The organism is Micromonospora sp. NPDC051296, from assembly GCF_040682255.1.
In the GTDB taxonomy this organism is placed as follows: Bacteria; Actinomycetota; Actinomycetes; order Mycobacteriales; family Micromonosporaceae; genus Micromonospora; species Micromonospora craterilacus.
Map to the genome: position 1 here is coordinate 24,877 of NZ_JBFBAO010000005.1, position 26,737 is coordinate 51,613.

At 71.0% G+C, this 26,737-nt stretch carries 22 protein-coding genes and 1 tRNA gene; 6 read left to right on the plus strand and 17 right to left on the minus strand.

Features of this window, described 5'->3' with window-relative positions; genetic code table 11:
• Positions 1-12 precede the first annotated feature (12 nt).
• Both AB0M52_RS01165 and AB0M52_RS01170 read right to left on the minus strand, forming a co-directional pair.
• Entirely contained in the window at positions 13-1,209 is a 1,197-nt protein-coding gene (locus AB0M52_RS01165) for a S8 family serine peptidase (protein ID WP_363947159.1), read from the minus strand.
• Positions 1,210-1,219: 10 nt separating this feature from the next.
• Complete coding sequence (locus tag AB0M52_RS01170; RefSeq protein ID WP_363947162.1) at positions 1,220-1,747, minus strand: sigma-70 family RNA polymerase sigma factor; 528 nt, start codon at positions 1,745-1,747, stop codon at positions 1,220-1,222.
• 156 nt (positions 1,748-1,903) lie between these two features.
• Here AB0M52_RS01170 and AB0M52_RS01175 point away from each other — a divergent pair, with 156 nt between their 5' ends.
• The gene (locus AB0M52_RS01175; RefSeq protein ID WP_363947165.1) at positions 1,904-2,965 is read left to right on the plus strand and encodes a hypothetical protein; all 1,062 of its coding nucleotides are present in this window, start codon (positions 1,904-1,906) and stop codon (positions 2,963-2,965) included.
• Positions 2,959-5,319: a hypothetical protein gene (locus tag AB0M52_RS01180; protein WP_363947168.1), complete on the plus strand. Its 2,361-nt coding sequence runs from the start codon at positions 2,959-2,961 to the stop codon at positions 5,317-5,319. Before AB0M52_RS01175 ends, AB0M52_RS01180 begins: the two co-directional genes overlap by 7 nt.
• Here the strand turns inward: AB0M52_RS01180 and AB0M52_RS01185 are convergent.
• Both AB0M52_RS01185 and AB0M52_RS01190 read right to left on the minus strand, forming a co-directional pair.
• Entirely contained in the window at positions 5,303-6,388 is a 1,086-nt protein-coding gene (locus AB0M52_RS01185) for an RICIN domain-containing protein (protein ID WP_363947171.1), read from the minus strand. The genes AB0M52_RS01180 and AB0M52_RS01185 overlap by 17 nt on opposite strands.
• Before the next feature lie 131 nt (positions 6,389-6,519).
• Complete coding sequence (locus tag AB0M52_RS01190; protein ID WP_363947174.1) at positions 6,520-7,239, minus strand: zf-HC2 domain-containing protein; 720 nt, start codon at positions 7,237-7,239, stop codon at positions 6,520-6,522.
• 234 nt (positions 7,240-7,473) lie between these two features.
• On the opposite strand from AB0M52_RS01190, the gene AB0M52_RS01195 reads away from it, so the two are divergent.
• On the plus strand, positions 7,474-8,301 hold the full coding sequence (locus AB0M52_RS01195; RefSeq protein WP_363947218.1) for a DUF72 domain-containing protein: 828 nt from the start codon (positions 7,474-7,476) through the stop codon (positions 8,299-8,301).
• A 28-nt stretch (positions 8,302-8,329) separates the two neighbouring features.
• Here the strand turns inward: AB0M52_RS01195 and AB0M52_RS01200 are convergent, their stop codons facing one another.
• Complete coding sequence (locus tag AB0M52_RS01200) at positions 8,330-9,064, minus strand: PHB depolymerase family esterase (RefSeq protein WP_363947177.1); 735 nt, start codon at positions 9,062-9,064, stop codon at positions 8,330-8,332.
• A 277-nt stretch (positions 9,065-9,341) separates the two neighbouring features.
• On the opposite strand from AB0M52_RS01200, the gene AB0M52_RS01205 reads away from it, so the two are divergent.
• Positions 9,342-10,316, plus strand: a complete 975-nt coding sequence (locus AB0M52_RS01205; RefSeq protein WP_363947180.1) for a helix-turn-helix transcriptional regulator — start codon at positions 9,342-9,344, stop codon at positions 10,314-10,316.
• 33 nt (positions 10,317-10,349) lie between these two features.
• Here AB0M52_RS01205 and AB0M52_RS01210 read toward each other — a convergent pair whose 3' ends face one another.
• The 3 genes from AB0M52_RS01210 to AB0M52_RS01220 form a co-directional block, all read right to left on the minus strand.
• Complete coding sequence (locus tag AB0M52_RS01210; RefSeq protein ID WP_363947182.1) at positions 10,350-10,751, minus strand: hypothetical protein; 402 nt, start codon at positions 10,749-10,751, stop codon at positions 10,350-10,352.
• A 13-nt stretch (positions 10,752-10,764) separates the two neighbouring features.
• Positions 10,765-12,900 carry a M48 family metalloprotease gene (locus AB0M52_RS01215; RefSeq protein ID WP_363947185.1) on the minus strand — a complete coding sequence of 712 codons (2,136 nt, stop codon included), beginning with the start codon at positions 12,898-12,900 and terminating at the stop codon, positions 10,765-10,767.
• 1,184 nt (positions 12,901-14,084) lie between these two features.
• Positions 14,085-14,160: transfer RNA gene (locus AB0M52_RS01220), tRNA-Lys, on the minus strand.
• Positions 14,161-14,345: 185 nt separating this feature from the next.
• On the opposite strand from AB0M52_RS01220, the gene AB0M52_RS01225 reads away from it, so the two are divergent.
• Together AB0M52_RS01225 and AB0M52_RS01230 are read left to right on the plus strand one after the other, a co-directional pair.
• Complete coding sequence (locus tag AB0M52_RS01225; protein ID WP_363947221.1) at positions 14,346-15,599, plus strand: Ig-like domain-containing protein; 1,254 nt, start codon at positions 14,346-14,348, stop codon at positions 15,597-15,599.
• 125 nt (positions 15,600-15,724) lie between these two features.
• The gene (locus AB0M52_RS01230) at positions 15,725-17,017 is read left to right on the plus strand and encodes an Ig-like domain-containing protein (protein ID WP_363947188.1); all 1,293 of its coding nucleotides are present in this window, start codon (positions 15,725-15,727) and stop codon (positions 17,015-17,017) included.
• Between the two features lie 101 nt (positions 17,018-17,118).
• Here the strand turns inward: AB0M52_RS01230 and AB0M52_RS01235 are convergent, their stop codons facing one another.
• The 9 genes from AB0M52_RS01235 to AB0M52_RS01275 form a co-directional block, all read right to left on the minus strand.
• Positions 17,119-17,865: a GntR family transcriptional regulator gene (locus AB0M52_RS01235; RefSeq protein ID WP_363947191.1), complete on the minus strand. Its 747-nt coding sequence runs from the start codon at positions 17,863-17,865 to the stop codon at positions 17,119-17,121.
• Between the two features lie 88 nt (positions 17,866-17,953).
• Positions 17,954-19,156, minus strand: a complete 1,203-nt coding sequence (locus AB0M52_RS01240) for a membrane dipeptidase (RefSeq protein ID WP_363947194.1) — start codon at positions 19,154-19,156, stop codon at positions 17,954-17,956.
• A gap of 38 nt (positions 19,157-19,194) precedes the next feature.
• Entirely contained in the window at positions 19,195-20,184 is a 990-nt protein-coding gene (locus tag AB0M52_RS01245) for a dipeptide ABC transporter ATP-binding protein (RefSeq protein WP_363947197.1), read from the minus strand.
• On the minus strand, positions 20,168-21,151 hold the full coding sequence (locus tag AB0M52_RS01250; protein WP_363947200.1) for an ABC transporter ATP-binding protein: 984 nt from the start codon (positions 21,149-21,151) through the stop codon (positions 20,168-20,170). Before AB0M52_RS01250 ends, AB0M52_RS01245 begins: the two co-directional genes overlap by 17 nt.
• Positions 21,148-21,984 (minus strand): alpha/beta hydrolase, encoded by an 837-nt coding sequence (locus tag AB0M52_RS01255; protein WP_363947203.1) that lies wholly within the window; start codon positions 21,982-21,984, stop codon positions 21,148-21,150. Before AB0M52_RS01255 ends, AB0M52_RS01250 begins: the two co-directional genes overlap by 4 nt.
• The gene (locus AB0M52_RS01260) at positions 21,981-23,162 is read right to left on the minus strand and encodes a Xaa-Pro peptidase family protein (RefSeq protein WP_363947205.1); all 1,182 of its coding nucleotides are present in this window, start codon (positions 23,160-23,162) and stop codon (positions 21,981-21,983) included. Before AB0M52_RS01260 ends, AB0M52_RS01255 begins: the two co-directional genes overlap by 4 nt.
• Positions 23,163-23,165: 3 nt before the next feature.
• Positions 23,166-24,050: an ABC transporter permease gene (locus AB0M52_RS01265; RefSeq protein ID WP_363947208.1), complete on the minus strand. Its 885-nt coding sequence runs from the start codon at positions 24,048-24,050 to the stop codon at positions 23,166-23,168.
• Positions 24,051-24,135: 85 nt separating this feature from the next.
• Entirely contained in the window at positions 24,136-25,089 is a 954-nt protein-coding gene (locus tag AB0M52_RS01270) for an ABC transporter permease (RefSeq protein WP_363947211.1), read from the minus strand.
• A 31-nt stretch (positions 25,090-25,120) separates the two neighbouring features.
• The coding region (locus AB0M52_RS01275) for an ABC transporter substrate-binding protein (RefSeq protein ID WP_363947215.1) at positions 25,121-26,737 on the minus strand (1,617 nt) is incomplete at its 5' end.

Here is a 26,737-nt window from a genome sequence, read left to right on the forward strand (position 1 = left end):
CGGGGCCACGCGTCAGGAAGGTGACCGCCCCGACCGGTTCCGCCGCCAGCCACGCCGGACGCTGAGGACAGCGGCCAGGAGCAGCGTCAGCGTGACGATCGCGACGGTGACGAGCCGGGCGCGGGCGAGCGCGCCGTCGGGCGGCGAACCGGCCGGGACGACGACCGGCGTGACGCCGTGCCGGACGGTCCGGGCCGCCGCATCGGGGTCGATCGCTGCGACCGCGCTGTAGGGATCGATGGTGCCGACCGGCACGCCCGCCGGGCGTTCGGCCGTGGCGAGCAGCCGGTCCCGTACCTGCCCTGCGGTGAGGTCGGGATGGTAGGCGCGGACCAGCGCCGCGGCGCCGGCCGTGTAGGCGGCGGCGACCGCCGGGCCGTCCACCGCGTAGACACCGGGCCCGTCCGGTCCCGGGACGACGGCACCGACCCCGGGGGCCAGTACGTCGGGGCCGCCGTCCGTTGCCAACTGCTGGGTGGGCCAGCCGTCGGGGCCGACCCCGCCGACGGCGAGGACCTCCGAATAGGCGGCGGGGAACCAGGCCGGCGGCGGCTGTCCGGCCACCGCCGCAGGGCGGTCGTTGACCGGCGCGACGATCAGCACATCCCCGCCGGTCGCGCGAGTGACCGCAGCACGCAGGACGGGACTGTCGTCCTGTACACCGGTGCCCAGGACGACGATGTCGGCGCCCCCGGCGACTGCGGCGTCGATGCCGTCGGCGAGGTTGTTCTCAGTGATCTTGCGGTGGGCGTCGATCACCCGGACCGGAAGGACGGTCGCCTCGGGCGCCATGCCGAAGACGGTGCCGCCGGGCCGGTCGCGGCCGGCGACGATGCCGGCCAGTGCGGTGCCCCGCCCCAGGCAGTCGGCCTGCGCGGCGCCGCCGGAGACGACGTCGCGGCCGGGCAGCACCGCACCGGTCAGCCCGGTGGCGGCTGCGCTGACCCCGGAGTCCAGGACCGCCACCACCACGCCCGCTCCCCGGCTCAGCTGCCACACCTGTTCGGGCGCCAACCGGGCAAGCGGCCAGGAGATCCGGTTGCCGGCCGGGACCGGGGAGGGGCCGAGGCAGCCGTCGGTCACCGCCGGAAGCGTGGGTGGGTCGGGCTCGTCCGCGGCGGCCGGCGGCGCGGCCGCCGCAACCAGGCCGAGCGCCGCGCAGGCCGCAACGACGCACCTCGTGGCGGTCCGGAGGGTCGTGCGTGGCATCCGCCGCTCCTCACCGTTCGAGCTGGGCACGCAGGGCCTGCTTGGCGTAGTAGGCGCGGGACTTCACCGTGCCCAGCGGGACATCCAGCAACGCCGCCACCTCGGTGGGCGACCGGCCGTGGAAGTAGAGCTCGAGCAGCACGACCCGATGCTCGACGCTCAACTGGCGCAGGGCGTCCCGGACGATGTGGGCGCCGACCACCTGGTCGATCCGGTCCTCGCCGACGCAGATCCGGGTGAGGTCCTCGGCCATCACCTCCGTCGGTCGCGCCCGACGCGCCCGGAGCATGTCCACGACCAGGCGTCGGGCCACTGTGAACAGCCACGGCCGGAAGATCTCGATGTCCGCGTCTTCGTTGCGCAACAGGTGACGCCAGGCTCGCAGGTAGGTCTCCTGCAGGATGTCCTCGGCCAGCAGGCGGTCGCCCAGGGTGAGCTTGACCAGGTAGTTGAAGAGTGACGCACTGTGGAGCTGGTGCAGCGTATCGAGCTTCACCTCGGCGGATCCCGAGGTGAGGCAACCAGCCGTCGCGATCATGTTGCCCTCCGTATCAGTCGCTGACCCGACGGTCCCGTGCGCTGGTTGGCGAAACATCGCAGAGGCCAGTGATTCTTTGCGGCGAGGTGAACCTTCTGTGCCCGCCTGACGAAGTAGGGGTCACGCAATACGCCAACGTCCTATCGGGAGGCGGGTGTGTCGGTCGCCGCGTTCCACCACTTGCTGCTGCGGATCGCCGGATGGGCGCCGGACGAACTGGTCGCCACCGCTCGCGATCGGCTCGCCCGCGGTGCCGTCGAGGAGGTGGCGGCGATCGTCGACTATGCGCGGGCGGCCGGCCGGATCCCGCTCTCGGAATTCGATCTCGCGTTGCTTCCGGCGGCCGGAGGCCCCGCGACCGACGCGGGGGTGGCGCACCTCGCACTTCCACCGGTGTCGTTCCGCGCCACCGATCCGGCGCTGCCGGCTTCCGCCGCCGAGCTGGGCGGGGCACCGCCGACCGGCCCGTGGGCGGGCTCGGCCGCCCCGCCGGTCGAGCTCGGGCCGCCCGCCGCGGCGTGCGTCGCGGCGGTGGAGCTGGAGTCGGAGGGTACGGCCCGAGCCGTGTGGCGGGTGTGGCGCGCGCCGGACCGGGCGACCGGGTACCCGCAGCCGAAGCAGCTCTTCCTCGTCCTGGCCGTGGCGGAGGGTGAACTCCTGGCATTGACCGCGGCCCGGTTGCAGGAGGTGCTGTCCCATGCGGGCGAGCCGGCACCGCAGGTGGAGGTGTTCGCCGCCCCGCTGCTGCTGCCGCCCTATCAGCGGGCCGCGCTGGCCAGTTCGGCGCTGCTCTGGGCCGCCGACCCGATCGGAGCGCTCGCCCGGACGCAGCCGGCAGCACTGGCCCGGCCTCGCGTGGCCCGGCTGCTCGACCCGGGCACCCCGCCGGGACTAGCCGGGCAGGTGCTCGCCGAGGACGAACGCGACCGGGTGCTGTCGTTCCTCGCCGGTGGCTCCCCGATCGTCACCACGACGGCCACCATGGACGACGTCCTGGACGGCACGCCGGGGGTGGTCCCGATGGGCTACCGCTCCGACGGGGTCTGGGTCTGGCCGGACGGGCTGGCCCACTACATCCGCAGCCACGCGCTGGCACCGGAGGCCGACCTTCTCGACCACATCAGGGCCACCGGCTACCGGGCCGGCCCGGTCGTCCCCGTCGTCGCCCACCAGGCGATGGATGCCCTCACCGCGGCCGGAACGGACGCGCCGTGGTGACGATGGCCGCCGGTCGGCCGGCCCGTGAAGACGCCCCACCGGTCCGGCTCGAGGAGCTCCACGGAGCACTGCTGCTACACGCCGGCACCAGCCGGGCGTCGGCGCTACGGGCCGTGACGACCGCGCTCGCCCGGGCCCACCCGGAGACGGTCGTGGTGACCTCACCGGCCGTGACCGGCCGGGCCGACGTCTTCGGGCTCGTCGCCGAGGCCCTCGACCGCACCCCGCCGGCCCGGCCCGCAGTACGGCTGGTGCTGATCGGGGCCGGCCCCGATCGCGCGGCCCGGATCGCCGGGATCGGGGAGATCGCCGTACGCCTCGGTCGGCCGGTCACCGGGCCGCTCGGCCGGGTCACCGTCGCCTCCGACGGAACCTGCGTCAGCGTGGCCGAGCCGGCGACGCCCGACGACCTCGTCGACGGGCCGCCCGGCTGGCACACCCGGACCGGGGTCGGCGACGGTCACGACGAGTCGCCCTGGTCACCCGCACCGGCCTGGCCGGAGACGCCGACACCGCAACGCTGGCAGGGGCCGGGGGTGGTCGCCCGGCCCGTACCGGCCGGGCTGTGGCTGCTGCCACCCGGTGTCGCCGCCGACGTGTCGGGGGTGGTCGCGGGCCTGCCCCGCGAGCCCGACGCCGCGACGCTGCTCGTCGGTGGTTGCGGCCGGCCCGTCGAGGTCGACGACCTCGTCGCCGCGGTGGCCGCCCTGCGTCCCGACCCGGCGACCCGGCTGGTGCTGTTGCCCGGTGCACTCCCGGCCGGCGCCGGGCTCGGCGCCCTCGCCGAGCTGCCGGTACGGCTCCGGTGCGCCGTACCGGTGAAGACCGGCACCGGCCGGCGACTCGCGCCGGTCACCGCCGACGGTGTCGTGCTGCCGATCGACGCGATCGCCGCGCCGCCCGAGCCCAGCGGGCGGGCGGAGCCGGACGGCGCCCCGCCGGTCCCCGAACCGGCCGCCGCCGGCCGGGGCCCGCGCACCTCGGGTCCGGTCGCCGGCCGGCCCACCGCTGCCGGGTGGTCGTTCCTGCCGGGCGGATCGCCGCCGTTCGGTTTCGTCGCCGCCATCGCCACCACCGTCATCGAGGTGGCCTCCGGCCGGCGCGGGTTCATCGTCGACGGCGCGCCCGTCGGCGCCGTGAAGCTGGCCGACCTGCTGCTGGCGGCGGGCACACCCGCCCGGGTGCCGCTGGTCGTCGTCGACCCGGACAGGGCCATCCGGGCGCCGCTGCTCGCCAACCTCGCCGCCGCCTGGGGTGCCACGGTGTACGCACCGTCCGGTCCGGCTGCGTTGACGGTGTCCGGCGCGCTGCTCGCGTCCGGCGGTTTCACCGCCTACTCTCCCGGCACCGCCGCCCGAGCGGTCGGCCCGGTGCTGCCGACCGCCTGTGCTGACGCGCTGGCGGCCCTCGCAACCCGGATGACGCCGCCCCCGCCCGACGGCCGGCGGACGTACCGGCGGCGCACCGGTTGGCGGATCAACGGCCACCACCAGCGGGGCGAGGGCGAGGTCCACGCGCCGGGCAACCTGGACCCCTCGCTGGCCTCGCCGGAGGCCACCGCGCAGGGGCGCGCCGCCGTCCCGGTCGCCGACCCTGACCGACGACTCGACGACGCACCGCCGCCCGGTGACCTGGCCGCCACGGTGGCGCGGGCCCTCGGCCCGGACTACGCCCGGTTCGCCGAGGAAGTCGGCGCCGGGCATCCGGGTACCCGGGACGACGGGGAATCCGCCGGTGCGGACCCGGCGCTGATCGCGCTGCGCGCGTGGGCCGGCGGCGACCCGGTCGGGGTCGACGCCCACCTGCGTGGCTCGCGCGCGGAGCAGGGTGAACCGGAGGGACCATGGCGGCCCGCGCCGGCGGTGTTGGGTGCGGCGGCCGCCCTGGCACTGACCCGGATGCCGCTGGTGTTCGGGCCGGTCTTCGCGGCCAGCGACGGGCCCGACAGCGGCTACGCACCCGGGATGGAACTCGTCGAGCCCGGTTTCGTCAGGGCGCGGCTCACTCCCGCCACACGCACCGCCGGTGGCCTGACGTACGTCATCTGGTCGGCCTCCGGCCGCCACCTGGACGGCGGATTCGGCGACGCTCCCGCCTGCGTCTTCGTCCCGGGCAGCCGGTTCCAGGTGCTCGGTGTCGACCGCGACGCCGGACACCCCACCGTCGTCTACCTGGCCGACCAGGCTGCCGACCGGCAGTTTGACGTCGAGGGCCTGCTCTCCCGGCTGCGGGCCGCGCGGACGGATCGGACCGAATCGCCCACGGCCGAAGCCCAACCGGTGGCCCGCCCGGCGGGCGCGCTGATCGGCCTGGCCGACGGTGGCCGACCCTACCCAGTCACGACACCTGGATAAGCCGCCACGTCTGGTTGGCGTTGGGGTTCGCGGGATCGGCGTTCCACTGCTGCACGGCGACACCGTCGGCGGTCCCGCCATCCCGGATGTCGAGCAGGAACCCGCTGGTCATGTTCTTGATCGAATATCGGCTGTCGCCCAGACCGGTGAAGCACCAGATCTGGTTCGGGTTGCCGTTGTCGTAGGTCCACTGCTGCATCTGCATGCCGTTGACCGAGGTGCCGTCGGTGTTGTCGAAGGCCTTCCCGGTACCGACGTTGACCAGGTGGTAGCAGCCCGACCGGCCGGCGAGGATCCGCCAGTGCTGAGCAGTGTCGCCCGCGCTCCCGCTCTGCACCACCCGTGCTCCGTCCGCACCGGAGCCTCCGCTCACGCTGGCCGACTTCCCGGTGGCGTAGCTCACCATCCGGACGGTGATGCCGGCCCGCGGGGCGGTGTACGCCGGTGCCGTGGTGGCCGGCGGGTCAACGGCGCGCGACGTGACCGGTGCCGGCCGGTCCGGCGGCGAAGCGTTCCCGCCCCGCTGGCCGCTCTCGCGCGGCTCGGCACTGCGCCCTTCGCCGACACCGCTCCCGCTCGGACCGAGGTCCCCGCTCCGGCCGCGCCCGTCCCCACCGTCGGGCTCAGCGCCGTCGCCATCGCTCGGCTGAGCGCCGTCGCCGTCGCCGTCGGCCGGCGTGACCGGGACGGTCGGCGCGGTCGGCGGAAGGTCGGCCGGCTCGGTCTGTTGGGTGACCGGAGGCCGGTCGTCCTGAGCCGCGCGGTCGGCCTGCGATGTCGCGCCAGGCTGGTCGGAGGATCCACCCACGGCAGTCAGGCCGACCGTCGCCGCGACCACGACGAGCGTTCCGGCGGCGACGAACAGCTTCGTGGGCACCGCACGGAGCAGCCGGCGTGGCGTGGGGACGACCGGCTCCGGTTGGCCGGAGCCCGGTTCCGGGACGGCCTCGCCCTGACCAGGCCCGCCGAGAATCCAGTCGCCGCGCGCCGACTCGTCCTGGTTCTCCCCGGCCACGCGCTCCCATTCGGCGGCCTGGTCCCAGGCGTCCTCGCTGGAGTTGTCCTTCACCGCGCCCTCCACGTCCTGTCGCTGTGCTGGCGGCAAGCCGCAACCGCTCCGGCCGGGCTACCGAGCCACAGCGACTACGTACCGGACCGTTCGGGGGTTCACCACCCGGCGTTCCCAGTCCCATGCGGGGATCACGGCACCGGTGCGACGAGCAGGACACCGGCGCCCGGCTGGGAGAGCACGAAGAACCGGATATCAGGGCGCGGAACGGCAAGACCGCCGAGCACGGTCTGCCGCCCTCCGTCGGCGACCCCGCTCACCACCAAGTGGACGCGGTCACCGGCACCCACGGCGACCAGTTCGAAGCCCACTCCCGGCCGCATCCCGCTCACGATCCCGCGTACCTCGACCCCGCCGTCGGCCCGGTCGGTCACCGTCACCGAGAGCTGCCCGCCGGCCGCGCCGGAGGGTTCGCTGCCCACCGCCGTCGGGGCCGCCCCGCCCCCGCGGACCACCGCGAGCCCACCGGCGCCCAGCACAGCTCCGACGAGCAACACCACGGCGTACCCGAGCGCCCGGCGGAACCGGTTGCGACGCCGGGCCCGCGGACCTGCGCCGCTCCGTGCCACCGGTCCACCAGCCGGTGACGCCAGCCGTGGTTCCGTGCCGGCGGCCAGGCCGGCATCCGCATCCGGCCCGTCCGCCTCAAGCTCACGGACCGTGCTCGCCGGCAGGGTCACGACGGAAACCGCCACCTCGCTCAACGCCGCCGTGGTGGCACGGCACGCGGCGCAGCGCAGCAGATGCGCCTCGACCTCGAACTCCTCGTCGGCCGGCAGGGACCCCAGCAGGTAGAGGGCCAGCCGTTCCCGCCCGCCGTCGCTGCCGGCGATACATCGCTGCGCGCTCATCCGGAGCCTGTCTCCCGTTCGGTCGGCCGAGTCTGGCTGTCGACCCGTACTCCGGTTGAGAGCCCCGGACGGTTCGATCTCTCGACGAATTTCACCCGACCGCGCCGCCACCGGCCGCCGCCGAGCGCCCGGATACCGTACGTCGGCGGAGTGAACAGCCCTGGCCGGCCACCCGGCGGTCAGGGACGGTGGTGGGAGGTTGTCGTGGGCCTGCGTCTGCACGTCGGATGCGCGATGTGGACGCACAAGTCGTGGCAGGGACGGCTGCTGGCTCATCCCCTGCCGGCCCAGGAGCGGCTGCGGCACTACGCCGGCTGGTGCGACGCGGTCGAGGGCAACACCACCTTTTACGCCACACCGGCCCGGGACACGGTGGCCTCGTGGGCGCAGCAGACCGGCACCGACTTCCGGTTCGTGGTCAAGCTGCCGAAGGTGGTGACGCACGAGCGCCGCCTCACCGAGGTCACCGAACCGATGCGAGTCTTCCTGGACGCGATCGAGCCGCTCGGCCCGCGCGCCCACGCCCTCTGGGTCCAGCTGCCCGGCTCGTTCGGGCCGGACGACGTACCCACGCTCGCCCGTTTCCTGCGCCGGCTGCCCGCCGCGCACCGGCCCGCCGTGGAGGTCCGCCATCCGGCGTTCTTCACCGACCCGCGGTCGGCGCGGCAGTTGGAAACGACGCTCGCCGAGACGGACGCGGAGTGGATCCCGTTCGACACCACCGCGTTCTTCGCCAGCCCGCCGACCAGCGACGCCGAACGGGACGCGTGGACCAAGAAACCCCGGATGCCGTTGCGCACGGCGGCGCTGACCGACCGGCCGATCGTCCGGTACCTCGGGCGCGACGACCCGGACCGGACCGTCGAGGGTTGGCAACGCTGGCTCGACATCACCGCCGGCTGGCTGCGCGAAGGTCGCTCGCCGACCGTGTTCATCCACACCCCGGACAACGCCGACGCACCCACCCTCGCCCGCCGCTTCCACGACGAGGTACGCGCCCGGGTACCCGGGCTGGCGTCCCTGCCCGAGCCGATCCCGGTCGAGCCCACCACCCTCTTCTGATCGCCCGTCCGCGCGCCGGCGACGGCGATTAGCGCTGCCGGGGATGGGCGGCGAAGAACTTCCAGATCAGCTCGGTGGCCGCCACCCCGACGTCGGGTGCCGCCATCCCGCCGCCGGACGCCCCCGGCCAGGAGTGCCCCATGTTCTCGATCACGTAGGACTCGACGTCACTGCCGTCGGCGCAACGTGCCCGGGTGAGCGTGCTGTCGGCGGCCGGCGGACTCGGCGGCGGCGTGACCGGGATGCAGCGCAACCGCTCCTGCCAGGCACCGACCCCGGTCCGGAACTGCTCGGCGTACCGGTCCTGACCCCCGATGAACGTGATCACCGAGACCGGCTGCTTCGGCACGTAGCCGGCGGCGGCGGCCCGCTCGCCGATGAAGCCGCCACTGACCACACCGATCGCCGCGAACGTCCCGCTCGCCTCGACCGCCGCGCGGAAACTCAGGTCACCGCCGTTCGAGATGCCGGTCAGATACACCCGGTCCGGATCGACCCGCCAGGTGTCGACCAGACGGTCGGTGAGCGCGGCGAGGAACCCGACGTCGTCCGCGGAGCCGCAGCAGACCAGGGCGTTGAACCCGCCGCCGATCCCGTCGGGGTAGGCGACCAGGAAGTCCTCCCGGGCGGCCACCTCGTCCAGACCGATCAGCTGGCTCATCTCCCACCCGGTGCTCGGGTACGGATGCAGCGCGATCACCAGCGGCACCGGTGTGCCCGACTCGTACCCGGCCGGCGCGTGCAGCCGGTACTCACGGGTCACCCCGCCGTGGTCCAGCGTCAGCTCGTGTTGTCCCGGCCCGGGCGATGGGACGGGCGCGGACGACGCCGGCCCGGGCCGCTGCGGCGCGGGCGAGGACAGCGGGCCGCTGTCCCCGCCACACGCCGCAACCCCCGTCAGCAAACTGATCGTCACGCACCAACCGGCTATCCGACGCAAGACCCAACCCCTCCCCCGTCCTGGTCCGTCCACCCTCGCCAGCGCGTCACCGCCGGATCAACCCTTTCGGCGTACGCCGAAATGCTGGCAACCTTGACCAGTGATCAGCCTGCGGCTCGGCGCGGCGGACCTGGCCCGGATCCGATTCAGCGACCGCCCGCACCCGGTCGGCACCGCGATCCTGGCCTGCCAGGCGCTGCGCGATCCGGCCCAGGCGGCGCTGATGCCCGACCTGGCCGCCCGCGCCGGGGCGATCGCGGCGACCACCGGCCCGCTGCGACACCTGTTGCCGGCCCGCGGCCTGCTGCCCGACTTCCTCACCCCCTACGAGGGAATCGAATCGGTGGCCGCCGGCATCGAGTCGATCCGGGCCACACCACGGCGTCGGATCACCGCCGAACTCACCGACACATACGCGAACCTGCCACCCAGCCCATGGCGACGACGCCTCGTCGCCGCCGATCCGCAGGTGCTCGGCCTGCTCACCACGGCCCTGCACCGCTACTTCGACGCGGTCCTCGCCCCGGCCTGGTCACACCTGACGCTCAGCCACCGCGACCAGGTCACCCGCTCCGCGCAGACGTACGCCCGATCCGGGGTGGACGGACTGCTCGCCGGCCTCCACCCGGCGATCCGGTGGCGACCGCCCGTACTGGAGATCGACAGCTGGTGGAGCGCGGAACTGTCCGGCACCGGCGAGGGGATCCTCCTCGTACCCAGCCCGCTGACCGGCCTGCGCCCACGCGTACTGGTCCAGCCGGAACAGCCGGTGCTGCTCGTCTACCCGGCCCCGGCACCCGCCGGGTCGCCCCCGTTCGGGCCCGACCCGCTCGCCCGGCTCCTCGGACACACCCGCGCGGCGGTGCTCCGCCGGCTCGCCGAGCCCGGTCGACACACCACGACCGCCCTGGGCCAGCGGGCCGGAATCAGCATCTCGTCCGCCTCCGAGCACACCGCCGCGCTACGCGCCGCCGGGTTGGTCCACAGCGCCCGGGCCGGCGGCGCCATGGTCCACCGGCTCACCCCGCTCGGCCTCCACCTGCTCGCCCAGAACGAGCGCCGGCCAGCGCCGTAGCCGCCCTGCGCATGGGCCGCGTCCCAGAACCAGCTAGACGGCCTTGTCGTCCGGGCCGGTGTCGCGGTTCTCCTGGATCGTGCGGGTGACCTGGTCCAGCAACTGCTTGGGATCGGTCCGCCCGGTCACCTGCACCTCCACCTCCGCCTCGCCGATCCGCATGCGGACGGTGGCACCGCTGGGCTGCTGACTGATCCAGGTCTGGAGCAGGGCGAAGAGGCCGGGCAACAGACTCTGCGCCACCACCGCGATGATGACGGCCTCGCTGAAGCCGGCCCGCCCGCCGCCGGTACGTCCGCCCAGGTCCCGCACCCCGGTACGGAACTCGGGGCGGCGGTGGATCCAGTCGATGAGCGGAACCTGGGCCGGCTGCCTGAGATCCGTGATCATCTGTAGCCGAACGGGCTGCCTCGCGAGCGAGTACGCGTCGGTCACCGGATGCTCCTGTTCAATCGTCGATACCAGGCTGGAACGAGAGCTGTTCTCCGGCGACGGTCACGACACCGGTGACGGCGAACGAGTAGTTCTCGGTGAACGTAGCCGCCCCGTAGTAGGCCTGGTAGGTCCCGCTCACCTGCACCTGGCCCCGCGCCTCGTAGGGCGTCGAGACCTGCGCGGCGGCCGGGCCGAGCACGTCGATCTGCACCGAGGGGTACTGACTGATCGCCCACTTGATCTTTTCGGCATCCTGATAGCCGCTGAGCCGGAAGGGGCAGCCCTGCGGTTCGGCTACGGCCTGCTGAGCGCAGTCGTCCAGATACTTCTTCACCTGCTCGTCGATGCTGCTCCGGGCTGCGGACTTCAGCGCTGGGACGACTTGGATCGGAGTGCCATAGTCGGAGCCGGGCAGCACGGTGACGGTCTGCGGTGCCGTCTCACTGAGCGGGTTGGACGCCACGCTGACAACGTGCACACCCGGCACGGAGAGCACCGAATACACCTGCGGGCTCTCACCCGCCGGCGCCGACGCCGGCACCGGCACCCCGTTGATCATGAGGCCTTGCTGGCCGGTGTCGACGGGAATGGCGGAGATCCCGTTGACGATGTGCCAGCCCTTGAAGACACCGACCGTCGACTCCTCGTCGCGGCGGAGCGTCAGCTTAGCCTCCGTCCGGTTGCCGCCGACGACGAACGAGACCTTGGCGGTCGCTTCGTCGTCCTTTCGGTCGATCGCCTCGATGTCGACGTCGGTCGGCGGCTGGTAGTCGGCCGACTTGATCCTCTCGACGAAGAGGTCGTCGTTCGACACCGCCGCTTCGGACTCCGGACTCAGCCACCCGGCAAGGTCGTCCATGTCGCGGTCCGCCAGAGCCGAGAAGTACCCGTTGACGGCAGCCTCCGGCCGGAAGAATCCCCACTGCACGACACCGAGCAGGCTGGAGAGCAGGCAGACGGACAGCAGAGCGGCCCCACCGATGAGGGCCGGGCGCCGGACATCGATCGGGTCATCTCCGCCGAAGAGTTCCGCGGTGCCGACCACCCGCCTCGGCGGCGTGCCCGGTCCGGCAGCGTCGCCCTCCGCCTGCAATCTCTCCAGCCGATCCAGGCGCAATTCGTTCGGCGGGTGCTCGGCGCAGACGGCTTCGTCCCAGCCGCTGCGCCCGCTTTCGAACGACTTGCGGCGCTCAAGGATGGCCCGCAGACCCTCGGCGTGCCCGGCTACGACCGCACCCATGTCCGCCCGGTACTCCGCCGCTCGGACATCCGTTCGATGCAGCGGCTGCACCAGGTACTTCATGGTCAGCAGGACCGGCCAGAAGAAGATGAAGACGAACAGGTTCGTGGCCGGGTGGGGGAACCTCCGCATCAGCCAGGTCGGCACGGCGTGCACGAGGACGAGCGGCAGCCCGACCCCCCGGACGAAGGCCGAGGTGATCTCATCACCGGTACGCCAGTGCACCAACTCGTGGCTGAGCAGCGCGGCGATCTCCTCCTGCGAATCGGTGAGCAGACCGGTGCTGACGACGATGTGCCGGGCATAGGTGCGCGCGTTCGTGCTGACCAGGTCGTCCTCGACCAGCAGTCGCGGCACACCTGGCAGGCCGAGCCGTTGCGCACACCCGTGCAGGATCGGCATGATCAGCTCCGCCTCGCGGCGGCTGAGCTCGCGCGCGCCCGACACCCGCAGCAGCCGATGCTCCAGCAGGACCCGGTACAGGGTGTAGAGCACCCCCACCAAGATGGCCGCGGCCGCTATTCCGGCCAGCTCGGCGAGCAGGGACACGCCATTATCCACTTCCCTGAACCGGAGGATCGGCACGAGCAGCAGACCGGTCAGGAACGCGAGCGCGGCACCGACGAAACCGCCGATCGCACCGCCGGACTGCTGGAGGAAGGAACTGATCAAGCCCCCGATGATCGGGGCGTCCCGAACCACCTCTGGGATCTGATCCTCAAGGAACCCGCCGCCGGTGAACGAAAAGACAAGGCCGGTGACCACCGCGGACACCACCGCGGTGAACAACGCCACCGGCACGTAGAACCACGCGGCGACGAAGGAGCCGAGCACACCGCGCCAGTCGCGCAGGATCCCGACGCGCAGCCAGACGAGCGCGTTCGGATAGCCCGGCGGACGGTTGGCCAACCGTCCGCCTTCGGGTTCAGCGCGGATGGCGTCGCCGCCGGCATCGGACGGACGCGCCGGTGGCACGGAAGAACTGTCGACCATCTGATGCCGCTGGTCGGCGGAAGGCTGCACCGCATCAGGATCGTGCTGCTGCACGCGAACTCCTTCATGAGGCCGAACAGGGCAAATGGCGACCCGGTTCGCTCGGAACTGGTTTCCGCGAGCAGGTAGCGGGCCGCGTTTCGCTCAGAGAATCAATCCGCGGTAGGGGCAGACCTTACTCCGATCGATGCCTCCCCGCTATCCAGTTGCGCAGCGATTCTTCCTCAGCTAACCCAGGGTTCCGGGCAGTTAGTGCAGAGTGGACAGTCTCAGCTATACGAACAGCGAGTTGAAGATCAGAAAGCCGGCACGGGGCACCAGAGCGACCCAAAATCAGGCCCACCCACCCGTTCGCGGCACCGGCAACAATCGCCAGCCGCATCCCCGTGGCCGGCAACCCTCGAAGCGGCGAGCCCGCTGGTGCGCGACCTGCCGACCGGCAGCGCCGGCTGCGGCTGACGTTGGCAATCTTGGACAGTTCCCGTTAGCTGCTAACGGGAACTGTCCAAGAATGGCGGCTCAGGCGGCGCGGCCGATCGCGAGAGCCCGCCCGCCGGAGACAAGCCCCGCACGGTGCGGCTTGGTCACGGCCAAGGGGCGGGGCGGCAAGCTGCCACCTCGACGCCCCTACCGCAGCGGCATGCAGCAGCTCTTGGGGGCGGCAGGAACTAGCTGGCGGGGATCGCCGTGGTTTCTCGATTCCGCCGATCCCCGCCTCGCCCCACCTACTGCGGCATGTCGCGACCCGGCGGGCAATGAACGTTGTACCGCTTCCATATGCCGCCGATAGAAACGTGCGGATCATATGCGATCCGACGAAACGCCGCGCCGGCCGTCGTGTGGGCGCCCATCCGCGAACCCCTTCCTGTTGCTGACACCCGCTTTGGCTCGACAGCCCCGAAGCGTTTCAGAAAGACGTGCAGCAGCCATGGGCCGAGGATCTTCTCACCCCGGCTGGCACCATCCGCGCCCGAGCACGAGTGCGTTGGGCCAGCTTGTGCGCTCTCATAGCCGGAAGCACCCGCCGAGCGACCACCCGCCACCGGCGTACACGAAAGGCCCCGACCGGCAGAGATCTACCAGGTCAGGGCCTTGTTCGATGGTGCGCCGCCAGGGACTCGAACCCCGAACCCGCGGATTAAGAGTCCGCTGCTCTGCCAGTTGAGCTAGCGGCGCTCGTTGGCAACGGGGAGAACCCTAGCACGCCCTCGGAGCCGGGTTCCAATCCGATACCCGGGTCCTCCCTTCGGCTGAGCTTCTCGGACATTTGGCGAGAACGCCGCACAAGGCTTGGGATGGGCTCATGCCAGACGGCAGCCATGGGGCACGATGTCCGCCAGGTGCGTGAGACAGGGGTGGGGATGGGCAGGTTCGCGCGGGCCGGGGCGGTGGTGGGCGTTCTGGGTCTGGTGGCGTCGCTGGCACTGTCGGGTTGCCGGGAGGAGAGCGGGGGCGCTCAGTTCGTGCCCGGGGAGACGGCCGGCGCGTCTGGCACGGCGACGCCGGAGACACCGGGGACGCCGAGTGGGCCGCCGCTGACGGTGAGCCCGGCCGACGGGGCGAAGAAGCAGCCGGTGAGCGTGGAGATCGACGCCGAGTTGCCGGACGGCGCCACGGTGTCGCAGGTCACGCTGGCCACCGCGAACGGCAAGGCGGTCAAGGGGAAGCTGCGTACGGATGGCTCGTCCTGGGTGCCGTCGGCCCCGCTGAAGTGGTCCACCCGCTACACCGCCACGGTCACCGCGAGCCGACCCGACGGCACGGTCAGCGAGGGCACCAGCACGTTCACCACGATGGCCAAGCCGAACTCGGTGATCACCTCCGGGCTCTACCTGTTCGACGACAAGACGTACGGGGTGGCCATGCCGGTGGTGGCGGAGTTCCACCCGGGCATCCCGGAGAAGGACCGGGCCGCGGTGCAGAAGCGGATGTTCGTGCAGACCGACCCGCCGCAGCCGGGTGCGTGGCACTGGGTGGGCAATGGCACCCAGGCGTACTACCGGGCACCGGAGTACTGGAAGCCGGGCACCAAGCTCTCCGTGCGGATCGCGCTGGCCGGCATCCCGTTGAGCAACGGCCGTTACGGCAACGTCGACCGGAGCGCCACCGCCAAGATCGGCTCCGCCTTCGAGATGAAGGTGACCAACTCCGACAAGCAGATGCGGGTCTACGAGGACGGGCAGTTGATCAAGACGCTGCCGGTCAGCCTGGGCAAGAAGAAGACCCCGTCGTCCAGCGGCACGCTGGTGGTGATGGAGAAGAAGGAAGCGACCGTCTTCGACACGATGGACGACCCGGACCCGGCGAACCGCTACGTCACCGACATCCAGTTCGCCCAGCGGCTCACCTGGGGCGGCGAGTACATCCACGCCGCACCCTGGTCAGAGCACGTCCAGGGGCGGCAGAATGTCTCCCACGGCTGCGTGAACGTCTCCATGGCGAACGCCCGCTGGCTCTTCCAACGTACGAAGATCGGTGATCCGATCACCGTCACCGGCACCGAGCGCAAGCTGGCGCACGGCAACGGCTGGACGCCGTGGAACCTGAGCTGGGCGGAGTTCGTCAAAGGCAGTGCGCTGCCGGTTCCGGACGGTGGTGCCGGTCCGGCCCTGTGACGGGACGGGATGTGCCACTATCCGGACATCCCGCTCCACGTGTTTCGGTTCACCTTCCGCAACGGGTACGTGTTCCGGTGCGTCTGTGATGTGGACGGGCAGCGGACCACGACTGTGAGGACACCATGCGAGTTCGGGACCAGCGCAACCGCCGGCGGGGGGTGCTCGCCGCGGGGGTGCTCGCCGTGGCGTTGGCGCTGACCTCCGCCTGCACCGGCGGCAAGGGCGGCGACAAGGGGCCGGGCTGGCAGGACGGCGCGGAGCAGCCGGCCGCGAAGGCGTCGGCGAGCATCAGCGAGCCGGCCGCCGACGCGAAGGACGTACCTGCCTCCACGGCGATCACCTTCGCCACCAAGGAGTCCAAGGAGACCACGGTCGAGCTGACCGACGCCAGCGGCGAGGCGGTCAAGGGCAAGCTGGCGGCGGACGGCAAGAGCTGGCTGCCGTCGACGGCGTTGACGTACGGCGGGTCGTACACGGCCAAAGTCACCGCGACCGGCGACGACGGCCGCCCGGTGACCGCCACCAGCGCGTTCACCGTCATGGCGAAGCCGGACAAGCAGGTCCGGATCAGCAGCTTCCTCGGCGACGACCAGACCGTCGGAGTGGCCATGCCGCTGATCGTGAAGTTCGGCCGGGCCATCCCGGAGAAGTACCGGGCCGATCTGCAACGGCGGATGACGGTGACCTCGACGCCGGCCCAGGAGGGCATCTGGCACTGGGTCAGCCCCACCGAGGTCCGCTACCGGCCGAAGGAGTTCTGGCAGGCCGGCAGCAAGGTGTCGTACCGGGTGCAGGCGGGTGGGCTGCCGCTGGGCGACGGCTGGTACGGCCGGGCCGACCTGACCGTCGACATCAAGATCGGCCCCAAGCTGGTAATGACGGTGGACAACAAGACCAAGCGGATGGTCGTCACCCGGGACGGCTCGACGATCAAGACGATCCCGGTGAGCCTGGGCAAGAAGAGCACCCCGTCCTCCAGCGGCACCATGGTCGTGATGGAGAAGCTGCGCAAGACGGTCTTCGACACGTACGACGAGCTGGGCCCCGAGGACGGCTACCGGACGAAGATCGACTATGCCCAGCGGTTGACCTGGGGTGGCGAGTTCATCCACGCCGCGCCCTGGTCGGAGGGGCAGCAGGGCACCACCAACGTCTCGCACGGCTGCGTCAACGTCTCGATGGCCAACGGCGCCTGGCTGTTCACCAACACCAAGGTCGGCGACCCGATCGTCGTCAAGGGCACCGAGCGCAAGCTGCAACTCGGCAACGGCTGGACCGACTGGAACGTCAGCTGGGAGCAGTACGTCAAGGGCAGCGCCCTGCCGTACGAGCCGGCCAACGACGAACCGGCCGAGGACGAGCCGGCGGCGGACGACGTGGCCGACCCGGACGTGTCGGCGAGCGCCACCGCCTGAGCCCGCAGTGCCTAACCACGCGGCTCTGCACCACTGAAGCCGGTCAGCCACGGCCTCCAGGCGACGGCCCGATGGTGAGCGCCCCGGTGACACCGGGGCGCTCACCGTGCTGGCTGGGGGTCCCCTCCCCGGCTGATCCGCAGGGTCAGCACGTCGGTGCGGACCGTGATGTGCCCGTGGAAGAGGGCCGCGCCACCCGTTCCGTAGCCGATCTGGGTCGCGGTGATCAGCGGATGCCCGACCGCCACGCCGAGCCGGGCGGTGGACTCCTCGTCGGCGAGCACCGCGGCGAGTTCGATCTCGGCCCGCCGCACCGGCATGCCGGTCGCGCTGGCGAGGAACTCGAACATGTCCAGGTCGATGCTGACCAGCCCGGACGGGTCGAGGTCGCGGTCGTCGAAACGCAGCGGCAGATGGTCACGGATCCAGGCCGCAGGGACGCCGTCCACGGCGAAGAGCCGGTCGACCCGCCACACCGGCGAGTCCGGCTCCAAGCCGAGCACCTTGGCACAGTCGGCGGGACATTTCGCCCGGCTGACCGTGGCGTCCTGAAGCGTCGGCCGGTGGCCCGAGGCGGTGATCCGGTCCCGCAGCGCCGTGACGTCGCCGATCGACACCGGCACCCGCTCGGCGCCGTCGTGCACGAAGGTGCCGATCCCCCAGGTACGGGTCACCACGCCCTCTGCGGCGAGTTGGCCCAGCACCTCACGTACGGTGGCCCGGCTGACCTCCAACCGATCGGCCAGGTCCCGCTCGTTGGGCAGCTTGTCGCCCGACCGGAACTCACTGCCGATCAGCTCCCGGAGCCGACCGTGCGCAGTTTGTAGCGCGGTTTCGCGCCGAGCCATCCGCCTTCACCTCATCGTTCCCCGCCGCCCCGGCGGCCTAGGGAGTGTAGTTCGTCGGTGCCCTCCTGGCCGATCCGCCAGGAGGGCATTACCAGACCTGTTCGAGCACCCGAATGGTGTTGCCGCCGATCACCTTGGCGATCTCGTCGTCGGAGTAGTCGTGCTTGACCAGCCAGCCGACGATGTTCCCAAGCGCCTCGCCCGGGTTCTCCAGCCCGGACACGTACTCCACCCGCGGGTGCTCCGGCCGGTTGCCGGCGTCGTGGGCGTAGTTGCCGGCGTAGGTGTTGTGCACCCCCACGTGGTCACCGAACATGGTGTCCGGGCCGAACGTGACGTGGTCGATGCCGACCAGGTCGACGCAGTACGTGAAGTGGTCCATCACCGACTCGATCGAGTGGTGCTTGTGCGCCTCGGAGAGGGTGGTGTGCGGAGCGGCCTCGATGCCGATCACGCCACCGCGCTCGGCGCAGGCCCGGATCACCTCGTCCGGCTTCATCCGGGAGGTGTCCCAGACCGAGCGGGCGCCGGCGTGGGTGATGAAGACCGGCACCCGACTGGCCTCGATCACGTCCAGGCAGGTCTGGTCGCCGGAGTGCGAGATGTCGATGGCGATACCGAGCTTGTTCATCCGGTCCACCGCGCGCCGACCGAAGTGGGTCAGCCCACCGTCGTGCTTCTCGGAGAGGCCACCGCCGAGCATGTTCGCCTGGCTGTAGGCGATGCCCATCTGGCGGACGCCGAAGCCGTAGAGGATGTCGATCCGGTCCAGCTCGTTCTCGATCGGGCTGCTGCACTCCAGGCCGGCGACCAGGGCCAGCCGGCCGTCCCGCTTTGCGGCGTGGATGTCGGCCAGCGAGGTCGCCAGGAAGACGTGGTCCTGCTTGTAGAGGTCGCTCATCCGCATCCCGAGGGCATAGATGAGGTCGTTCCACTTCCAACCGTTCTCGCTGGTCACGCAGGAGGCACCGGCCATGAAGTTGTCGAAGACCGCGGTCAGGCCGGAGCGGGCCAGGCCCTCGTAGCCGGTGCGCTGACGCGCGGTCCGGTTGTAGGCGCGCAGTTCGCGGACGTCCTCGGGCAGGATCACCGGGTGCTCGTGCAGCGAGATCGCGGCGTGCTCGGTGAGCAGCCGGGTCACCCGCTCACGCTGGGCATCGGTCAGTCCGAGGTCGTGCTCCGGTACCCGACCAACTTCCGTCGCCAACGCGAACACCCGGTAGTCCGAGTGCGGCTCCAGGTACGAGTACGACCTGTGGCCCTGGTACCGGGGGGCGGGTTCTTGCAGCAAGACACCTTCTCCTTCGGAAAACAAACGGTCGCCGGCCGTCACGCGGCCAGCGGGTAGTGGCAGGCAACCGGATGCTCACCGGCGGCCAGCGGCGGTTCGGTGCTGGCACAGGTATCGGTCGCCTGCCAACAGCGGGTCCGGAACCGGCAACCCGACGGCGGGTTGACCGGGCTGGGCGGGTCACCGGCCAACAGGACCCGCTGTCGCTGCTGACGGCCGACCGGATCGGGCACCGGCACGGCGGAGAGCAGCGCGCTGGTGTACGGGTGCCGGGGCGACTCGTACAGGTCGATCTCCGGACCGGTCTCCACCAGCTTGCCGAGGTACATCACGGCCACCCGGTCGGAGATGTGGCGCACCACCGACAGGTCGTGGGCGATGAAGACGTACGCCACGCCCAGCTCGTCCTGGAGCCGTTCCAGCAGGTTGACCACCTGGGCCTGGACCGACACGTCCAGCGCGGAGACCGGCTCGTCGCAGACGATCACGTCGGGGTTCAGCGCGAGCGCCCGGGCGATGCCGATGCGCTGGCGCTGCCCGCCGGAGAACTGATGCGGGTAGCGGTCCAGATGCAGGCTGGGGTCGAGGCCGACCAGGTCGAGCAGTTCCTTGATCCGCTCGACCCGACGCTGGCGGTCCAGCACGTCGGGGTGGATCTCGAAGGGCTGGAGCAGGATCTCCCGGATGGTCCGGCGGGGGTTCAGCGACGTGTACGGGTCCTGGAGCACGATCTGGATTCGCCGGCGCAGCGCGCGCAGTTCCCGCCCCTTGGCCTGGTGCACCACCGACCGGCCGAAGCGCACCGCGCCCGAGGTGGGCTGTTCCAGCCCGACCAGCATCCGGGCCAGCGTGCTCTTGCCGCAGCCGGACTCGCCCACCACGCCGAGCGTCTCGCCCCGGCGCAGGTCAAAAGAGACCCCGTCGACGGCCTTGACCATCCCGCCCGAGGTGAACGGGATCCGCCCCTTGACCGGGAAGTGCTTGACCAGGTTCTCGACCCGTAGCACCACGTCATCGTCGGGTGGCACCGAGCACCTCCTCGTGGTGGTGGCAGGCGCTGGCCCGGTTGGCCGGCAGCGCCCGAAGCGGCGGCAGGGTCACCAGGCACTCGTCGGTGGCCCGAGGGCAGCGCAGGTGGAACGGGCAGCCGGCGGGCAGCCGGGCCGGGTTGGGCGGGGCGCCCGGGATCGCGTAGAGCTGCTCGTCGCGCCGGTCCACCCGGGGCATCGAGGCGAGCAGCCCTTCGGTGTAGGGGTGGGCCGGACCGACGAAGATCTGTTCGACCGTGCCGCGTTCGACGATCCGGCCGGCGTACATCACCGCCACGTCGTCGGCGACCTCGGCCACCACCCCCAGGTCGTGGGTGATCAGCAGCAGGCCCATCCCGCTGTCCCGTTGGATCTCCGCGAGCAGCTCCATCACCTGGGCCTGCACGGTCACGTCCAGGGCGGTGGTGGGTTCGTCGGCGATCAGCAGGTCCGGCTCCAGGGAGATGGCCAGCGCGATCATGATGCGCTGGCGCATACCACCGGAGAACTGGTGCGGATAGTCCCGGATCCGGTCCTTGGCCGCCGGGATCCGAACCCGGTCGACCAGCTCGATCGCCCGGCGTCGGGCGTCGGCCTTGGACATGCCCCGGCGGACCCGCAGCACCTCCATGATCTGGTGCCCGACGGTGAAGACCGGGTTGAGCGCGGCCATCGCGTCCTGGAACACCATGCCGATCTCTTCGCCGCTGACCCGGTCACGCTGCTTGCGCGGCAGGGTGAGCAGCTCCCGGCCCCGCAGCCGGACCGAACCGGTGATCGTGGCGGGCGGCACGTCGAGGATGCCCATCACCGCCTGCGCGGTGACGCTCTTGCCCGAGCCGGACTCGCCGAGGATGGCCAGGGTCTGCCCGGAGTCGACGCCGAGCGACACCCCGTTGACCGCGTTGACCGGCCCGCTCGGGCCGGGAAACGCGACCCGCAGGTCGGCGATCTCCAACAGGGTCATCGCAGCACTCCGGCTCTGCCGAGGAAGTCCCGCACCACCTGCTGGAACAGTTCGGGCTCCTCCAGCTGCGGGGAATGGCCGGAGTTCTCGAACACCATCAGCTCGCCGTTCGGGATCAGGTCCGCGATGACCTGCGAGGCCGCCACCGGGGTACGCCAGTCGTGCCGGCCCACGGTGACCAGGGTCGGGCAGGTGATCGACGGCAGCTTCGGCTTGAGGTCGTAGCGGGGCATGTTCTGCCCGAAGGCCGCGTTGTGGGTCCGGTAGTGGAAGCGGGTGGCGGCCAGCCGCGCCTCGTCCTTGGCCGGGTCGTGCTGGTGGTCGTAGAGCGGCAGGATGGCCCGCCAGTACTCACGCAACTGCTCGTTGCTCTCGAACCGGCCGGTGCCGATCCGTTCGATGACCCACTCCGGGATCACCGAACGGTCGGTGTTGCGGGCCCGCTCCACGGCCAGGTGGTCGTGCGCGGTGTCCGCCGCGGTGTCCCGCAGCACCAGCGCGGAGACCCGGTCCGGGTGGGCGATGGCGTACTCCAGGGCGATGAACCCGCCGTACGAGCCGCCGGCCATGACGATCTTCTCGTAGCCGAAGTGCTCCCGGATCGCGTCCACGTCGGCCACCCACTGCTCGTGGGTGAACGGTTCGTCGTCGCTGGACTCGCCGGATCCCCGGGCGTCGAAGACGATGACCCGCATCCGGTCGGAGAACGGGCCGAACGAGCGCTTGGGCTCACTGCGCGAGCCCAGACCCGGCGCGCCGTGGTGCACGATCATCGCCGGCCCGTCCTCGGGGCCGAACGCCTCGACGACCAGTTCCGCTCCGTTGATTTTCATCGGACCCCCTCGATGACGTTGAATGCCAGGTCGCGCGGGTAGCCGGTGAGCCGGCGCGGGCCGGCCTCCTGCACCAGGACCGTGTCGGAAATGCGGTAGCCGGCGTGGCCGGGAACGTAGACACCGGGCTCGCTGGAGAGCAGCATCCCGGGGGCGAGCACGGTGTCGTCGCCGTCCTCGACCCACGGCGCCTCGTGGTTCTGCAACCCGATGCCGTGCCCCTGCCGGTGCCGGATGTAGTCGCCCAGTCCGTGCTCCCGCAGCACGTCCAGGCAGATCTTGTTGACCTCGGCGCAGCTCCGCCCGGCGATCATCGCCTGGGTGCCGACCTCCTGCGCCTCCCGGTCGGCCTCGTAGTAGCGCACCTGCTCGGCGGTGGGCTCACCGACGATGAAGGTGCGTTCGCTCTCCACGAACCGGCTGGCCACCGCCGCGCCGAGGGAGAGGATCAGCGTGTCGCCCGGCTGGATCCGCCGACGGGTCGGCAGTCCGTGCGGCAGGGCCGAGTTCGGCCCGGCGTAGACGAGCCCACCGGCCAGCTTGGTGGTGTAGACCACCAGGTCGTAGTGGGCGTACATCCGGTCGGTGCCGTACCCGATCACGTGCCGGGCGATCTCGTCCTCCCGCGGCAGCGGGCCGCCGGAGGCCAGCGCCTCCTCGATCAGCCCTCGCCCGGCGGCGAGCATCTCGTCGCAGATCCCAGCGGCCGCCTCGTGGAACGGGATCTCCTCGGGAAACTTGCGCAGCCGCAGCTTCGCCACCGCGTCGGTGGTGACCAGCTCGGCGCCGCCGATGGCCCGGGACAGTGCCCGGTACGCGGCCACCGACACGCCGGCGCTCACGCCGATGCGGCGTCCCGCCCCGCCGGGGCGGGACAGCGCGGCGGCCAGGGTCTCCTCGGCGCTGACCACCCCCGGGTACTCGAAGTAGCTGACCATCGGGGTGGTGACGCCCTGCTGCGCGGCGTACTCCTCGTCGAGGCGCGGGATCACCAGCAGCGGGTCACCCTCGCGCGGCATCCACAGGTAGACCGGGCGCTCGGTGGCGATGTAGAAGAAGCCACTGAGGAAGGCGACGTCCGCCGGGGACGTGGCCAGGAAGCCGTCCAGGCCGCGCTCGTCGAGCGCCTCGCTGAGTCGGGTGCGGACGCTGGTGTAGAAGCTCTCGGGCAGTCGCACTGGTCAGCCTCCGTTGCGGCGGGGATCACGGGTGTCGTTGAACCGCATTCCGGCGAGGGTCGCGGAGAGCACCAGCAGCAGGATCGCCAGGGACGGGAAGAGCGTTTGCCACCAGGCGATCGCGATCGTGCCGCTGCGCTGGGCGTTGAGCAGGATCCGTCCCCAGGACCAGGCGTCCGGGTCGCCGAGGCCGAGGAAGCTCAGACCGGCCTCGGAGATCACCGCCCGGGAGGCGGTGAGCAGCACGCTGACGATCATCAGCGAGACGACGGCGGGCAGGATCTCGCGGGTGACGATCCGCCAGCCGGTGGCGCCCAGCACCCGGGCCCCGTCGATGTAGGGCATCGCGCTGATCACCAGCCCTTGCGAACGGATCAGCCGGGCCACCTCGGGCCAGGCGAAGAATCCGATGATCAGCGTCAGGGTCCAGACGCTCGGGCTCACCACCGCGGCCAGCATGATCATCAGCGGCAGGGTGGGCAGCGCCAGCATCACGTCGGTGATCACCGTGGCGAACGCGTCGATCGGGCGGAAGTACGCCGCCGCCAGCCCGATCGCGGTGCCCAGCACGATCGCGATCAACGAGGCGGCCAGGCCGATCACCAGACTGGTCCGGGTGCCCCAGACCACCTGGGCGAAGATGTCCTGCCCGAGGTCGTCGGTGCCGAACCAGTGCGCTCCGGACGGCGGTTGCAGCACGTCCGGGCCGGCGCCGCTGGGCTCGTCGGCGATCAGCGGCGCGAAGACCGCCATCAGCACCATCACGAGCAGCACCAGCACCGACAGCGCCACGGTGGGCTGACGCAGGTAGGCGTACCAGGAGGACCGCTTGCTCGTGGCCGGAGCGACCGGCGGAATCGCCTGCTCGGTCAGCACGGGGGCGCTCACGGCACCCTCCCTTCGTTGGTGGCGGCGCTCACGGCGGTTTCTGAGTTCGCGACTGCGGGGCTCCGCTTCGCTGCACTCCTCGCGCTCACAGCCGGATCCTGGGGTTGAGAACGGCGTAGAGCATGTCGGTCAGCGCATTGGCGATCACTACGGTGACGGCGAGCATGATGAACGCCCCCTGGATCACCGGGTAGTCCTGCTGCCCGACCGCCTCGTAGATCAGCCGGCCGACCCCGGGGTAGGCGAATACCGTCTCGGTGAGCACCGCGCCGCCGACCAGGGTGCCCAACTGGAGACCCATCAGGGTCAGCGCCGGCAGGATCGCGTTGCGCAGGCCGTGCTTCCAGACCCGACGCCGGGCCGAGAGGCCGCGGGCCTGCGCGGCGCGGATGTAGTCCTCACCGAGGACTTCGATCATGTTGGTACGTAGGGTCAGCGCGTACGGGCCGAGCTGCACCAGGATCAGTGACAGCACCGGCAGCACCAGGTGGTGGGCCAGGCTCAGGTAGGCCCCGACGCCCCGGGTGTCCGGGTCGATCGCCCCACCGATCGGGAACCAGCCGAGCTGGGCTCCGAAGAAGACCAGCAGCAGGATGGCGACGCTGGGCACGAAGAGCGCATTCGCGCTGATGCCGAAGCCCTGGAGCGCGCGGTCGAGCCACTTGCCACGGTTGACCGCGGCGGTCACGCCGATCGGGATACCGACGGCGATGGTGAGGACGAACGCGCTGCCGGCCAGCAGCAACGTCCACGGCAGGCGGTCGAGGATGATGTCGGTGACCGGCTGGATCTGCCGGAACGAGATGCCCAGGTTGCCCTGGACCAGCTCGCGCAGGTACGACACGTACTGCTCCCACAGCGGACGGTCCAGGCCGTACGTCTTGAGCAGGGCCGCCTGCATCTCCGGCGTCATGTCCCCCTCGACCATGAGGGTCGTGGGGTCCCCCGGCAGTAGCCGGAGCAGGAAGAAAGTCGACGTGATCGCAATCCACACGGTCAGGACGGCCTTCAGTGCCCGGCTGAGCACGAAACGCACCACGGGGGACCCCTCCTTTCCCTCTGGTTGGGGGTTACTTGACCGGGGTGACCTGGGCCAGCGAGTACGCGGTGACCATGCCGAGCAGGTCCGACGGCGACGGAGTGAAGCCGGTGAACTTGCTGGCGTTGTAGGCGAACTGGAAGTTCTCCACGTACAGCGGGGTCAGGTACGCCTGCTCGTGCACGACCTGGTCAAGGTTCTTGATCTTGACCTTGAACGCCTCCGGGTCGGTGGTGCCGGCCGCGTCGTTGATCAGCGTGTCCATCTCCGCCGACTCGAGCAGGTTGTAGTTGATGCCGCCCGGGTTGCTGGACAGGTAGGTGCTGCGCAGCTGGTCCATCGGGTTGTCGAACACGCCCCACTGCGAGGCGTCGATGTCGTACTCGCCGTTCTTGGTGCGGGTGAGGAAGGTGTTCCGCTCCACGCACTCGTTCTCCAGCTTGATGCCGGCCTTGGCCGCGCTCTCCCGGAAGAGCTGCACCACGCGGGTGATGTTCGCGTTGGACTGGTCGCACGCCACGCCGAAGGACAGCTCGTCGAAGAAGCCGTCGTTGTTGGCGTCCTGGTAGCCCGCCGCGGCCAACTTGGCCTTCGCCCCCGCCGGGTCGAACGGGTACGGCTGGATCTCGGTGTTGTCGTACTCGGCGAAGATCGGCGAGATCGGCCCGGACATCTGCTGGCCGTCACCCTGGAGCACCGCGTCGATGATCGCCTTGGTGTCGACCGACATCGACAGCGCCTGCCGGACCTGCTGGTCGGCGAGGTACTTGTTCTTCATGTTGTAGGTCAGGTGCGCGAAGCCCAGCGCGCCGACCTTCTCCAGCTTGATCTTCGAGTCGTTCTCGAAGGTCTTCGCCGCCGACACCGGCACCGGGGTACCCATCAGGTCGATGTCGCCGTTGCGCAGCGCCAGCATCATCGTGTTCACGTCCGGGTAGACCCGGTACTCGACCTGGCTGACCGCGGCCTTGCCCTCCGGCGCGAGCGGGTAGTGCTCGTTGCGCTTCATCACGTAGCGCTGGCCCTTGGTCATGCTGTCCAGCACGAACGGCCCGGCACCGACCCAGTTCGAGTCGTTGGGGAACTTGGAGAGGTCGCCGGCCTTCTCGAAGATGTGCTTCGGCACGATCGACATCCAGAAGCCGACACCCTCGGCGAACGGCGCGTACGGCTGGGAGAGCTTGAACTTGACGGTGGTCGCGTCCGGCGCCTCGATCGATTCGACCCAGGTCAGCTTCGCCGCCACGTTGCCGAGCTTGTACTCCATGATCTTCTCGGCGCTGAACTTGACGTCCTCGGCGACCACCGGCTGACCATCGGTCCACTTGAAGTCGTCGCGCAGCTCGAACACGGCAGTCTTGCCGTCGTCCTCGTAGCGGTACTCCTTGGCCAGCTCGGGGGCCTTCTGCGCGTTCTCGTCGATCCGCAGCAGGTGCGGGTACATCGCGTTGAGGATCCACGAGTCGGTCTTGCTCAGCGACTGGAGCGGATTGAAGTTGCTCACGTCGGTGGTGGTACCGATCCGCAGCACCGTGTCCGACGAGCCGCCGGAGGACGAGTTGTCCTCGTTCAGACCACAGCCGGAGACACCCAGCGTGGCCACCACGCCGAACGCGACAGCGAGCCGCCACCGACCCTTGACTGTCTT

What these genes read in the sequence shown, in the direction of transcription:
- AB0M52_RS01165 (WP_363947159.1), bottom strand. Translation starts at nt 1,209, where the DNA reads ATGCCACGCACGACCCTCCGGACCGCCACGAGGTGCGTCGTTGCGGCC.
- AB0M52_RS01170 (WP_363947162.1), bottom strand. Translation starts at nt 1,747, where the DNA reads ATGATCGCGACGGCTGGTTGCCTCACCTCGGGATCCGCCGAGGTGAAG.
- AB0M52_RS01190 (WP_363947174.1), bottom strand. Translation starts at nt 7,239, where the DNA reads ATGAGCGCGCAGCGATGTATCGCCGGCAGCGACGGCGGGCGGGAACGG.
- AB0M52_RS01195 (WP_363947218.1), top strand. Translation starts at nt 7,474, where the DNA reads ATGTGGACGCACAAGTCGTGGCAGGGACGGCTGCTGGCTCATCCCCTG.
- AB0M52_RS01225 (WP_363947221.1), top strand. Translation starts at nt 14,346, where the DNA reads ATGGGCAGGTTCGCGCGGGCCGGGGCGGTGGTGGGCGTTCTGGGTCTG.
- AB0M52_RS01230 (WP_363947188.1), top strand. Translation starts at nt 15,725, where the DNA reads ATGCGAGTTCGGGACCAGCGCAACCGCCGGCGGGGGGTGCTCGCCGCG.
- AB0M52_RS01235 (WP_363947191.1), bottom strand. Translation starts at nt 17,865, where the DNA reads ATGGCTCGGCGCGAAACCGCGCTACAAACTGCGCACGGTCGGCTCCGG.
- AB0M52_RS01250 (WP_363947200.1), bottom strand. Translation starts at nt 21,151, where the DNA reads ATGACCCTGTTGGAGATCGCCGACCTGCGGGTCGCGTTTCCCGGCCCG.
- AB0M52_RS01255 (WP_363947203.1), bottom strand. Translation starts at nt 21,984, where the DNA reads ATGAAAATCAACGGAGCGGAACTGGTCGTCGAGGCGTTCGGCCCCGAG.